We start from the raw sequence: 12,845 nt of genomic DNA on the forward strand, positions 1-12,845 counted from the left end.
TTTCCCCTCCCACCACGAGGTTTCAAGCCTTTCACCCACTTCTGTCAGGCAGTCAGCTCGCAAACAGCGAGAAGTGAAGGAAATTGTTGAGTCTGACTTTTTCCGAGAACTCCAGCAAAAAGCCGCAGAAATTCGACGCCGTGCTAGGGAATATCCTGAGGGAGAGGAGGACGTTGATGGGGCATCCTCAGACAGTTCCCTTTGAATAGCATAAACCCGAAGAGACCCCCCTGCATCAAATGAGGTTTTGACCAGCGCAGCCTGAGCAGCATCGGTTTTTAGTCGGGGGTAGGCAATCGGGATTTCGCAGAATAGACAGGCCAAGCTGGCGGCGACAGGCTTGGCAGACACGTTAGGAGAACTTGGATTGACGGCTTTAGTGGTATGCAACACCTATGAGTCCTACGGTGTTTTTTTGAGGGGCTTGCAAAACTCTGCTGATTTGGTTCATCCGGTGGGGGATCGGTCGCTTTTTTATCTCCCTAGCCCCAAGCTACTGGTCACGAGTGTCACGCCCCCTCACCTAGACTATGTGCGGTCTCTGGGATACGTCATCCAGAGCTTTTCCCCCCGTCGGCCCAGTCCGTCTCTGTGTCAGGACTTGATCACCGATCAGGAGTTAAGCCACGCGCTGTTGGCGGCGATTGATCGGGATGCCCCCCTAGAAATTGTGCCCTACGGCAACACGGCTGAGTTTTTCCAGATGGTGGCCCACTATCAAACTCAATATGCGCTCACCATCGCCCTGCCAGAATCGCCCGTCGCGTCGTTGGGCTGGTTCCGTGATGCCCTAGATGGCAAGTCGGTGTTTGCTATGTTGGCCCCAGCGCTGCTGGAGGGAACGGCTTGTCGCTTGGCCCCTCGGGTGGTGGCCGATTCGATTCCCCAGGCGACAGCGGCGGTTCAGACGTTTCTCGCCCAAGCCCAAGCCTGTGTGGTGAAGCCCGATGTGGGCTACTTGAGTTTGGGGCTGATGCGCTTTGATCCCCATGATTCCTGGACTCAAGCCACCATCGAGGCGCACCTGCGCCGCAATGCCGCCTTTGGCCACCGCAAACTCTCGGTGGAGGCATGGATTCGCAGCGGCATCGAGGGCCAGTCGCCTTCGGTAGAGGTATTTGTGCCGCACCGAGGGAAGCCCTATGTCACCTATGTGTGCGATCAGGTATTTTCGGCAGACAACTTGTTTGCGGGCATTGCCCTACGCCCTGAATTCTACGCCACCGCCTGGGCGAAAACCCTCAGCCAAGGAGCCCTCGCCGTGGCTGATCGACTTCAGAGTTTGGGCTACTGCGGCTACTTTGACCTAGATGCCATCGTAGATTCCGAGGGGCAGGTCTATGTGATTGAAATGAACCCACGCCGCACCGGGGGCACCCATGTCCATGACCTGGCCGAATTTCTAGTGGGTCAGGACTACTGCAACCGGGAGGTGCTCCTCAGTGGATCTCTAACCCTGAAACACCCCTGCACCTGGCCCGAATTAGAAATCGTGTTGCGGGAGTCGGGGTTGCTCTATCCCCAAGGAGCTGTGATTCCGGTACAAACGTCATCTTTGCCCTTGGGCTGGCTGGGCTACGTCATCCTAGCGGCGGAGTGGGAGGCTGTTCAGGGCTGGCAGAAGCGGCTACTCGCCTTATTGACCTAGCTCCAGCAGCCCGCCGCCCGACGGTGATCGTCGTTGAATGGTGATCGCCGTTGAGACGCTAATACCCATCAGCGGGCTCTTGGTAAATCACCGGGTCTCCCCTGTAGGTTCGCAAAACGACCTGATGATTGGGGCGTTCCTCCAGCAGGGTTTGGGGTGCAACCACGACTTTGCCACCACCGCCCGGAGCATCTACGACATACTTGGGAACCGCATAGCCGCTGGTGTAGCCCTGTAAGTTGGAGATAATCTCCAGCCCCTTGGCGATGGAGGTGCGGAAATGCCCTGCCCCGGCCACCAAGTCGCACTGGTAGAGATAGTAGGGGCGAACCCGATGTTTCACGAGTTTGTGAACCAGTTGTCGCTGCACCTCCACACTGTCGTTAATCCCGGCGAGTAAAACACTCTGGTTGCCGAGGGGAATGCCCGCATCTGCCAGCCGCGCTAGGGCTAGGGCCACCTCGTCGGTTAGCTCTTTGGGATGGTTGCTGTGAATGTTGATCCAAAGGGGATGGAACTGGCGCAGCCGTTGGCACAACTCTGGGGTAATGCGCTGGGGTAGAAAAATGGGAACTCGACTGCCAATGCGGATAATCTCTAGGTGATCGATAGCCCGCAGTTGCCGCAGCAGATGATCCAGGGCGTCATCAGAGAGAGTGAGGGGATCACCGCCGCTAATCAGCACGTCGCGAATTTCGGGATGGTTCCTCAGATAGGATAGTTGGGCCTCTAGGGCTTCTAGGCTGAGAGATTGATGAAAGTCTCCGACCAGGCGGCTGCGGGTGCAATAGCGACAGTAGCTGGCACAGTGGGGCGTGACCACCAGCAACACCCGATCAGGGTAGCGATGCACCAAACCGGGCACCGGACTTTGGGCTTCCTCTGCCAAGCTGTCGGCCATCATGCCCTCAAACGGCTGTAATTCTCGTCCTAGGGGAATTACCTGCCGACGAATAGGACAGTTAACGTCTGTTGGATCCATTAACTGGGCAAAGTAGGGGGTGATATCCACCCGAAAGTGGTGGGGAGCCCTCAGCCCTTGCCGTTCCTCAGGGCTTAGATCAATGAAATCCTCCAAATCCTCAATGGAGTTGAGGCGATGCTTGAGCTGCCAGCGCCAATTCTGCCAATGTTCGGCAGAAACGTCCTTCCATTTTTCCATTCCGTGTTGCTCTCATGTGCGGTGGGCCGTGGCGGTGGACACCTTCGGCATTGGTTTAGGCTTAGCATGCCCATGGTGGGGCCAACCATGGCCCCTGGCGGCAATTTCTAGGCCGAGGTGCCCCCATAGCTAGCCATGGCGGGCCAGCGGTAGCAGCACCAAGGAGCACCAAAAGGAGCACCAAACGCCTTGGCCTTTGGGAATCTTGCGTCAGCGCCGCCGCTGGCAAGGGGAGGTTTGCTACCATACCCAAAACCTTAAGATTGGATCATGCAACCATGACAACTCCCTTTCGTGTGGGTGTGGCTGGCCCAGTGGGTTCTGGCAAAACCGCCCTGGTGGATAGCCTCTGCAAGGCGCTGCGGCAGCGCTTCTCCATCGCCGTTGTCACCAATGATATCTATACCCAGGAAGACGCCCAGTTTTTAGTCCGCAGTCAAGCCCTCAGCCCCGACCGCATTGTGGGGGTAGAAACGGGGGGCTGTCCCCACACCGCCATCCGCGAAGATGCCTCCATGAACCTAGTGGCCATCGAAGCTCTAGAAGCCCGCTTTGACCCGCTGGATTTGGTGTTTGTGGAAAGCGGCGGCGACAACCTGGCCAGCACTTTCAGCCCAGAATTGGTGGATCTCACCCTGTATGTCATCGACGTGGCCGCCGGAGACAAAATTCCTCGCAAGGGTGGCCCCGGCATTACCAAGTCTGACTTTTTGGTCATCAACAAAACCGATCTGGCTCCCCTGGTGGGGGCCAGCCTAGAGGTGATGGATCGCGATGCCCGCACTATGCGCGGCTCCCGGCCTTTTGGCTTTACCAACCTCAAAACCCAGGCAGGGCTCGATACCATCATCACCTTTGTGCTAGACCACGCAGGGCTTGGTGTGGCGGCGTAGCCTCCCTTACCCCCGGCCCCTCTCCCATGCAGAAGAGCGGCGTTAGAGGCGATCTGCAACGGCTTTTTCCACGGTGGATTTTTCTACGCGGGAAAAGGGGTTAGGGCGAGGCCGGAAGGGTTGTTGTTTCGAGTGAACCGGACTGGGGCCACTGGGGCTCGATGGCCAGATGGGCAGTGGGGTTAAACTGATCCTCTAAGGCCGAACCCAGATCGTCATCGGGGAAGGGTTCGCCAGCCGGGATGCGCCGTTCCTCTAGGTCTTGGAAATTAAACAGATTGGGGTCGGCCAGTTGAGAAGGGGCCACATTTTGCAGGCTGCGAAACAGGCTGTCGGTGCGCCCCGGCCATTGCTTTTCCCAGTCCTGGATCATCTGTTTAATTTGGGCCCGTTGCAGGTTGGCCTGGGAACCGCAAAGGGTGCAGGGAATGATGGGAAACTGCCGATAGCGGGCGTAGCGGGCGATATCAGGTTCGGGGCAGTAGGCCAGGGGCCGAATCACCACATGGCGACGATCATCGGTGAGCAACTTGGGCGGCATGGCCTTGAGGGTGCCGCCGTGAAACATATTGAGGAATAGGGTTTCGATCAGGTCATCCCGGTGGTGGCCGAGGGCAATTTTGGTAGCTCCCTCCTCAGCGGCTACTCGGTAGAGAATGCCCCGCCGCAGCCGCGAGCACAGCCCGCACATGGTTTTGCCTTCGGGGATGACTCGCTTGACGGTGCTGTAGGTGTCTTGCTCCACAATGCGGTAGGCCACGCCGATGGACTCAAAATACTCTGGCAGCACATGGGCCGGAAAACCGGGCTGTTTTTGATCCAGGTTAACGGCCAAAATCTCGAAATGAATGGGCGCACTGCGCTGGAGGTGGCGCAAAATATCCAGCAAAGTGTGGGAATCCTTGCCGCCCGACAGGCACACCATCACCCGGTCGCCCTCCTCAATCATGCGATAGTCGCGGATGGCTTGCCCCACCCGCGCCCGCAGAAAGCCCTGGAGCTTTTTAAAGCTATTGGAGGTAGGCATCTGTACGCCAACCATAGACCGCGCCTCAAATCGGCCTCGATCATACCAAATTCCCATCCGCCCTTCTCCCTAGGGACGGCCTGTGCGGTTGCGAGTGCGAATCTCGTTGAGCTGGTTGAAAATGCTGGTAATGCCCAAGACAGGATTAACCACCGCCGCCGCCGCCCCGCCCAGCAGCCCTAGGAAGTCTGCATTGCGGGCCAGCCCCGTGCGCGACACCACCACAATGTCGTTCTCCCGCAGAGCCGGGTTGTTTTCTTCGTTGATACCCGCCGTGAGGTCGATGGGGATGGTGCGGTTGGTCACGGTGCCGTCGGGGTTCAGCCGAATGAAGGCCACCTCGCCACCTTGGGCACGGGGGTCATCAAAGCCACCCGCCGCCAAAATCGCCTGGTTGAGGGTTGAGTTAGCCCTCACCGTGACGCGGCCTGGGGCACGCACTTCGCCCACCACATCTACCTGTACCTCATTGGGAGCAAAGTTGGCTTCGGCGAGGGCTTGGGCCTCTTCGGGGCTGAGGGCTACCGCCGTGGGGATCAGCACCGTATCGCCATCCCGCAGCAGCAGGTTTTGGGACTGCTGGCCGTCTTCTAACAGGGCAAAGAAATCAATGAAAATGACATGGTCGGGGCCATTGAGCTGAGGACGACGCACCTCAATGTTGCGAATATCCGCCAGTTGGGTGATACCCCCGGCGGCCTGGATGGCCTGAACCACGGTTCGCAGTTCGTTGGGGTTGGGCTGCACTCCGTCGGGGGCCTGCCCTGGGCCAGTGGTGTAGGCTCCGGGGCGGCGCACTTCGCCCACCACCGCCACCCGCATGGGCCGGGGGGTAAACAGGGTCAGCGTTACCACCGGGTCGCGAATGAACTGAACGTAGCGCTGCTCTATGGCGCGGGCGGCTTGCTCCAGATCTAATCCTCGCACGGGCACCCGGCCAATCCAGGGCAAGTTGATCGTGCCGTCGGGCAGCACGTTATAGAGGTTGTCAACGGGGAGGCGGTTGTTGCCCTGGGAATTGGCCAGTTCTGGCACGTTAAACATGTCAAACCGCACCACATCCCCCGGCCCTAGCACATAGGCATCGTTTTCGGCGGCGTTAATCAGCGCGGCATTATTAGACCAGGAGGGTGGAGTGGCCGGGGCCGCCTCTGGGAAAAACGGCTGGGAGTCGGGAGTGGACAGCGGCAAGGTTTGGGCTAGGGGCTGGGCCAGCAGCGGCGTCACATGGCTGGAGACCAACCCTAGGGTAATGAGCGAACCGAGGGCGGCACGATAGGTCGGATTCATGATGGGCATGACATATTACTCCAAGTATCACGGGCTTCACTCTCCCCCGGCTTTGGGCAGAGGGCTGCAAGAGCCCTGAATTGAGGCTGTGGCGTCCACATCGATAGTGGATGATAGCCCATCCCAAGCCAGTTCTCCGTAATTTCTGGGACAGCCTCATCAAGCCTTTAATAACCGATAGAGGATTTTTACTGAACTAACGCTATCGATTCGTCGCGCTATCGGGGGCTGCGCCAGGAGCCTAGGGCCATTGACACCTAGGGCCTAGATCGATGTTCCTGATGTTTGGAGCGTGTTTTGAGATTGTGTTTTGAGATTATCCTAGAGGCCAGAAAGTTCCCTAGCGGTGTTCCCTAGTGTTTACGGGCCTGGATTTGATTGTGGTGTTCTTGGTGGTAGGGCTCATCTTCTACGCCACCAGCGCTGAGGGGGGCGGGTCTGGATCCAAGCCGGAACCCTTGACCCTCATGGTGATCGTCATTGTGGCGGGAATGATTCTGATGTCCTTCCTGTGACGATGATTCTACGGGGGCGGTCGCGACGGGAATCAAGACGGGAATCAATCGTAAAAGGTTTAAGTTTATTGAAAAAAAAGACTAGCGAGGAATCAACTCCAGGCTTTCCAGTACAATGGCGTGCCAAAAGCCTAGCGACGATGCTCCCCTGCCCCTACTCTAGTTAGGACGTTCCCTATGCCCCCTGTTGTGCCTCGCGCCACGGATGACCCTCGCCTAAGCCAGTTACCCGCCTCCGTACAAGCTCACCTGAAAGAGCGTTTCAATATGGTGGTTCCGGCCCCGTCCGCTGCTGCTAAAACCCTATTCTCCTCAACCGAAGCCCCTGCCCCTGTGATCTCCCGTTCCCCTGCGCCCCCGGTGGCCACCCCCGACGATGCTAAGGCCCCTGCTCCCGCCGTGGTGATGCTAGACAAGGTGGAAAAAATCTACACCAACGGCAGCACCGCCCTCGTCGATGTGAGCTTAACCGTGAACCAGGGAGACTTTTTGTTTGTCACTGGGCCATCGGGGTCAGGAAAATCGACCCTGCTGAAGCTGCTCTACGGCTACGAACGGCCCACCAGCGGAGAGATTCTAGTGGCCAACGAGCCCATCGCCAAACTGCGGGGCAACCAACTGGCCATGATGCGCCGCCGCATTGGGGTGGTGTTCCAAGACTACAAACTTCTGCCCCGCCGCACCGTGGCCGAAAATGTGGCCTTTGTGCTGTGGGCGCAGGGCTTCACCCGCAAGGAAATTCATCGCCGCCTGTGGCCTGCCCTGAAGATGGTGGGGCTGCAAAACAAAGCTCAGTGCTTCCCAGACGAGCTGTCTGGGGGCGAACAACAGCGGGTTAGTATCGCCCGGGCGGTGGTCAATACGCCGCCCCTGCTGCTGGCGGACGAGCCCACGGGCAACCTCGACGCCGACAATTCCCTCCAGGTCATCAAAATCCTCAAAAAGCTCAACTCCATCGGCATTACCGTCATTGTCACCACCCACGACGAGCAGTTGGTACGCATCTCCAACCATCCCGTAGTGCAGCTGAGAAACGGTCGCCTGCACCACCTGGTTCGTTAGTCTAGGAGCCGATCTAGGAGCCTGTCGCCGCTGCGTTGCTCCTCCCTCACCAGTTGCCATGACGGGGTAGAACGGCTGGCTCTAGCCCCTGGCCGCAGATGGCGCGGGGAAAATCGAGTAGGCGTTTGCTCTGGGGCTGGGGGCTGGAACCCCAGGGCGGACAAACGCCGTCAAGGGTGATACGCTCTAGCCAGCGTGATCACCCAACCCTACAAACTACCTCACGGGCCTATGAACTACCTCACGGGATATCGCCCCTTTAGTCGTCGTGCTGTGCTGGCGGGGCTGTTGGCCGGATCCGCCAGTTGGGCGTGGGCTAGTCGGGCCTACGCCTACGATGTGGTCATTTCCCCCGCTAACCCTCAACTGGGGGATACCCTGTCTGTCATCATCCAGGCTAGCCAGCCCGGTGCAGCGCCACCCGTTGTCACCCTCAACCACAGCACCCGCTATCCGGTGTTTCCGCTGTCGGGCAATCGGTTCCGGGCGTTGATCCCCACCAGCCCACTAACACCCCCAGGCACCCTAACGATCCAGGTGATGGGCGACGAGGGCAACCGAAACCTGGCGGTGGGCCTCCGAAATCGCAGCTTTCCCACCCAGCGCATCACCCTGCGCCCCGGCCAAGCCAGTCTGGGTACCCCCCACGAATTTGAACGCGTGGCGGCGTTTAGGGATCTGGTAACTCCAGAGCGCTTTTGGAATGGGGCCATGGTGCGACCCAACCCAGGGCGCGTGACCACGGTCTACGGTGTGCGCCGCTACTATAATGGCGTCTTTGCCCAAGACTACTACCATCGCGGCGTAGACTATGCCGCCCCAACCGGATCTCCAGTGGTTTCCCCGGCGGCAGGCCGAATTGCCCTCGTCGGTCGGGTATCCGAAGGCTTTGAACTTCACGGCAACACCGTTGGGATCGACCACGGCCAGGGCGTGCTCAGCATCATGATTCACCTCCACCGCATTGACGTGAACGAGGGGGATTTTGTTCAGGCGGGGCAAGGGATTGGCACGGTGGGGTCAACGGGCATCTCCACGGGCCCCCACCTGCACTGGGGGCTGTACGTCAACGGCATTTCAGTGGATCCTGTCCCCTGGCGAGAGCGGGGTTTTGAGTAGCCTGGTGGCCCCAGGTACCCCTGGTGTGGATGGAGCCTAGGAGGAGGGATCCCTAGGCTTAGGCGTGGTTTGGCCCAGATATCATTTTCCCGCTGGCCGATTGGAGAAAACGGCCACCTGTCCCCCCCGAAATCGGGATTTTCTGCTACAACAACCCATAGCCGAACCCCATCGCCGAATTTCCTTCCTCCCATGCTTAATCGGATTAAACAGCGTCTGCCCCTGCTGGCCCTAGCTGGCCTTAGCGCTCTGTCCTTTGGGATGGTGGCGGCTTTTGTGAACAGTACCGAGGTCATCACTCCGAGGGACAACCTCGGGGCGGCGGAGACTCCCCTGGGGGGACGGGCACAACATCGCTGGGACGACCCCGTTCTCGATCTGGCGCTGCAACCCGCCGAACAACGGGCGGCGGCGTTGACCCAGTATGCCCAGGGGCGCGATTCTATCAGTCAGCATCGGGCTCGGTATCTGCTGGCGCTGGATTTAATCGCGGCGAATCGGGGCGGCAGTGCGCTGCCTTTGCTGGAGGGGTTGGAGGCGGACTATCCCGAAATGGCCCCCTACGTGCTGCTGGCCCAGGCCCAGGCCCAAACCGCCGCTGGCCAAACCGTTGCTGCCCAGGCTACCCAAGATCGCCTGCTAACGGAATACAGTGACGATCCCGCCATCGCGCCCCTGCTCTACAGCCTCGGACAACAGGACTCGGCCCGGTGGGATGAACTCCTCCAGCGCTTCCCCGACCATCCCAAATCCGTGGACGTCGCCCACCAGCGGCTGACCGAGAACCCCAATCGGGCCGATGCGCTTCCCCTGTTGCTGACGGTGGCGCGGGCAGGGTTGCACCATCCCAGCGCGGGGGATGTGCTGCTGCGGCTAAAAAATCAGTTTGCGGATCAACTTCAGCCCGAAGACTGGCAGACCGTGGGCTTTGGCCTGTGGCGACGGGATGCCTACGCTGAGGCTGGCCCTGCCTATGCCCAAGCGCCCCCATCCCCCCGCAACCTCTACCGGGCCGCTAGAGGTTTGCAGATTGGCCGTCAGCGAGATCGCGCCATTGCCCTCTACAGTCAGCTAGATCAGCAGTTTCCCGATGCCCCAGAAACCGCCACGGGCCTCCTGCGGCTGACCCTAAGCCTCTCGGATCAGCAGTCCCTGGACGTGCTGGATCAGGTGGTGGCTCGCTTCCCCGACCGCGCCGCCGAAGCCCTGGGGATGCGGGCAGACATTTTAGACAACCTCAACAGCGCTGCATCGGCCCAGGCCACCCGCGACGCCATTCTCCAAGACCACAGTGCCAGCAGCACCGCCGCCCAAATTCGCCTCACCAAGGCCCGCAACGCGGCTCAGCAGGGTGACTTGGCCATGGCGGTGCGCTGGGGTCAAGAGGCCATCCAACAGAGCCCCGATGGTCGAGATGCCGCCGAAGCTGGATTTTGGGCCGGAAAGTGGGCCACCGACCTGGGCCAGACTGATGTGGCCCAAACCCTGTGGGAACAGGTGATCGCCCATCAGCCCGAATCCTACTTTGCTTGGCGATCTGCCGTTCATCTGGGCTGGGATGTGGGTGACTTCACCACCGTGCGCGACAAAATGCCCGCCATCGCCCCCCTCACCCGCCGCAGCCCCCTGCCCACTGGGTCGGATACCCTGAAGGAGCTGTATATTTTGGGCCAAGACCGAGCCGCCTGGGAGCGTTGGCAGACCGAATACGTCAATCGCCAAGATCCCTCGGTGCCGGAGCGGTTTGTGGATGGCCTGATGCGCCAAACCCAGGGCGACTTTTTAGACGGCATCTTCCAGGTGGCCAGCCTTGCCTCTGTAGACGACCCGGAGGACATCGCGGCCTTCAAAGCCCTCAAGCAAAAGCCCGACTATTGGCATGGGGTCTATCCCTTTCCCTTTGCCGATTTAATTCAAACCTGGTCGGCCCAGCGGCAGCTTAACCCTCTGCTGGTGCTGGCCCTCATTCGCCAAGAGTCTCGGTTTATGCCCCGCATTCGTTCTGTGGCCGGGGCCGCTGGGCTCATGCAGGTGATGCCCGGTACGGCCCAGTGGATCAAAGACCGCGAACCAACCATCACCAGCTACGAAATCACCGACCCCCACGACAACATCAAGCTGGGCACTTGGTACTTGGACTACACCCATCGCGAGTACGACAATAACTCTATGTTGGCCATGGCGAGTTACAACGCTGGCCCCGGTAATGTGGCGAATTGGGTGAACCGAGGGGGCTTCCGCAACGACGACGACTTTGCCGACAAAATCCCCTTCCCCGAAACCAGAGGCTATATTCAGTCGGTCTTTGGTAACTACTGGAACTACCTGCGGCTCTACGATCCCACCATCATGGCCGAGGTAGAACGAATTCAGCAGCGCCATCGGTAGGCAGCTCCCAGCGCCAACGGTGGAGACTCCCCCACCAGGGAAGATCGTCCAGCGGCAATAACCTGGGCAGGCATGTCGTCGCCCAGCCCTGTCCAGCCGCCCTCGGCCCCACGAAATGGCAAAAAAAACCCTAGGATCCCTCCAGGTGTCCTAGGGTTTAACAATCAGGGTGCATCTACTTTCCTTTAATACGAGACTTAGGGGAGGCTTCCGGACAAGTTGGAAAAATTTTTCCACGGATTTTTCATCCCACCGGGGCCTCGGCCCTACGGGGCGATCCAGGGGGCAAAACATAGGCAAGACAGAACAGCCTGATGATCTCGTTCGGGAACAGGTCAGGAGGCCCGACCGCCTTGGCTTCGTTGAATTGCCAACCGCCCTAAAAAACCGTACCATCACTCGCCAAGGTGAGCGGTGGGCCACCGTGGGGGCGTTTTTCGGCGGCGAGGGCACGTCCTGCGGCCCAGGTTCCCCCTTGCAGAATTTTTACTAGGGGCAACTCGATAGCGGTTTGGTGCCGTTGTTGACGCAGGAGATCCGCCAGGTCATCCAACAGGCAGAGGGTGAGGGCGCGCCATTCCACAATCAGGGGCGAGTTGGGGGGATGGGCGATTTCCAGATCGGTGGGGTCTTTGAGGCTGAGGACGCCGCTATCGAGGAAAAGCCCACCGTTGCGATATTCTGCCAGCCCCGTGAGCTGATCCAAATTGGTGATGGTGAGGCCCAGGTCTTGCAGGGGTTCCAACAAAGAATAGGTGAGCCACTGGGAGAGTTTGTGGAAGGGGACAAGTTGGCTCCCCAAACCCGTATCCGGCAGTTGGGGATGGGGCCACACATCGCCCAGGTTGACGCCGCCGAGGGTGATGCGTCCCGGCCAGATGGGGCCAAATCCTTGCAGGACGGTGTGCAGTACCGTGACCGCTGAGAGGGTTTGATCCTCGGACTGACTCAGCCAGTAATCCACCAAATTTCCAGGCCGGGGATTTGTTTCACCGAAGAGGTGAGGCTGTTGTTGCAGGGCGTGACCAAGGGTTTGCAGCAGCGAAACTCGTCCCGCTAGTCCCAACAATGGATTTTCGGGGCTGACTTGGAAGGCTGTTCCCAACCGTTCCGGCGTTAGTTGACTGAGGCCGAGGGCATCCGCTTGCCAGGGGTGATCGGGTTGGCTGGAAAAAAGTCCCTGCCCAAAGCTGTGGAAGCTGGCAATAGCTAAGCCTTCCGACCGCTGAAACACCTGACCCGTGCCCGGTTCCCCGTAGCGCCAGGTAGAACCTGCCCCGGCATCGAGCAGCACACTCGTCACCGCCAAATCGACTTTGATTCGTGCCTGCTCTAGGGGGTCGAACGCAGATAGGCGGGGTTCCAGGGTGGCCAATCGGGAGACGCCATCCACCTCAAAATGTCGCCAGCGGGAATGGAAGGGCACATCGCCCTGGGGATAGGCCCGATCCATCAGCCGCCGCACATAGTCCGCCGTTGCGGGTAGGGCGTCTGGGTGTAAGTGAAAGTGGCAGAGCTGATCGGCTTTGGCTAGGGCGTAGAGCCTTCGGCAGCGTTCGCGGATCGCCTGGGGGCTTTGCAGATAGGCGACGACTTCGGCGGTTTGGGTTGGATTGGGTTCGATTATGGGGGCGGTGTTTAGGGTGTTTTCGGCTGTGGTTTGCATCAATATCGTCCTTAAGCGCAGTAACGATTGAGTTGAGGCAACGGGCTTTTCGCCTACCTTTTCCTGGGGAACGCT

11 protein-coding genes are annotated in these 12,845 nt (G+C 59.4%); 6 read left to right on the plus strand and 5 right to left on the minus strand.

The genetic code is table 11. The annotated features are described in order from the left end of the window. Window positions 1-424 precede the first annotated feature (424 nt). Window positions 425-1,648, plus strand: coding sequence for an ATP-grasp domain-containing protein (locus GFS31_RS11130; protein ID WP_198804898.1), 1,224 nt, complete (start codon window positions 425-427; stop codon window positions 1,646-1,648). A gap of 58 nt (window positions 1,649-1,706) precedes the next feature. Here the strand turns inward: GFS31_RS11130 and GFS31_RS11135 are convergent, their stop codons facing one another. Continuing rightward, window positions 1,707-2,810 carry a KamA family radical SAM protein gene (locus tag GFS31_RS11135; RefSeq protein ID WP_198804899.1) on the minus strand — a complete coding sequence of 368 codons (1,104 nt, stop codon included), beginning with the start codon at window positions 2,808-2,810 and terminating at the stop codon, window positions 1,707-1,709. Window positions 2,811-3,088: 278 nt separating this feature from the next. Between GFS31_RS11135 and ureG the strand changes: the two genes are divergently transcribed. After that, the gene (ureG, locus tag GFS31_RS11140; protein WP_198804900.1) at window positions 3,089-3,703 is read left to right on the plus strand and encodes an urease accessory protein UreG; all 615 of its coding nucleotides are present in this window, start codon (window positions 3,089-3,091) and stop codon (window positions 3,701-3,703) included. Window positions 3,704-3,803: 100 nt separating this feature from the next. Here the strand turns inward: ureG and ttcA are convergent, their stop codons facing one another. Continuing rightward, the gene (ttcA, locus tag GFS31_RS11145; RefSeq protein WP_263974826.1) at window positions 3,804-4,730 is read right to left on the minus strand and encodes a tRNA 2-thiocytidine(32) synthetase TtcA; all 927 of its coding nucleotides are present in this window, start codon (window positions 4,728-4,730) and stop codon (window positions 3,804-3,806) included. Window positions 4,731-4,799: 69 nt separating this feature from the next. Continuing rightward, window positions 4,800-6,029: a polysaccharide biosynthesis/export family protein gene (locus tag GFS31_RS11150; protein ID WP_198804902.1), complete on the minus strand. Its 1,230-nt coding sequence runs from the start codon at window positions 6,027-6,029 to the stop codon at window positions 4,800-4,802. 347 nt (window positions 6,030-6,376) lie between these two features. Between GFS31_RS11150 and GFS31_RS11155 the strand changes: the two genes are divergently transcribed. The 4 genes from GFS31_RS11155 (at window position 6,377) to GFS31_RS11170 (ending at window position 11,104) form a co-directional block, all read left to right on the plus strand. Further along, on the plus strand, window positions 6,377-6,535 hold the full coding sequence (locus GFS31_RS11155) for a hypothetical protein (RefSeq protein ID WP_198804903.1): 159 nt from the start codon (window positions 6,377-6,379) through the stop codon (window positions 6,533-6,535). A gap of 177 nt (window positions 6,536-6,712) precedes the next feature. Further along, the gene (gene ftsE, locus GFS31_RS11160) at window positions 6,713-7,597 is read left to right on the plus strand and encodes a cell division ATP-binding protein FtsE (protein ID WP_225907386.1); all 885 of its coding nucleotides are present in this window, start codon (window positions 6,713-6,715) and stop codon (window positions 7,595-7,597) included. 231 nt (window positions 7,598-7,828) lie between these two features. Then, entirely contained in the window at window positions 7,829-8,716 is an 888-nt protein-coding gene (locus tag GFS31_RS11165) for a M23 family metallopeptidase (RefSeq protein ID WP_198804904.1), read from the plus strand. Between the two features lie 192 nt (window positions 8,717-8,908). Beyond that, window positions 8,909-11,104: a lytic transglycosylase domain-containing protein gene (locus GFS31_RS11170; RefSeq protein ID WP_198804905.1), complete on the plus strand. Its 2,196-nt coding sequence runs from the start codon at window positions 8,909-8,911 to the stop codon at window positions 11,102-11,104. On the opposite strand, the gene GFS31_RS11175 is transcribed toward GFS31_RS11170, so the two are convergent. Continuing rightward, complete coding sequence (locus GFS31_RS11175; RefSeq protein WP_198804906.1) at window positions 11,086-11,226, minus strand: hypothetical protein; 141 nt, start codon at window positions 11,224-11,226, stop codon at window positions 11,086-11,088. The two genes, GFS31_RS11170 and GFS31_RS11175, sit on opposite strands and share 19 nt — an antisense overlap. A gap of 257 nt (window positions 11,227-11,483) precedes the next feature. Beyond that, window positions 11,484-12,770, minus strand: a complete 1,287-nt coding sequence (locus tag GFS31_RS11180) for a URC4/urg3 family protein (protein ID WP_198804907.1) — start codon at window positions 12,768-12,770, stop codon at window positions 11,484-11,486. Window positions 12,771-12,845 lie beyond the last annotated feature (75 nt).

Source organism: Leptolyngbya sp. BL0902 (assembly GCF_016403105.1).
Lineage (GTDB): Bacteria > Cyanobacteriota > Cyanobacteriia > Phormidesmidales > Phormidesmidaceae > Nodosilinea.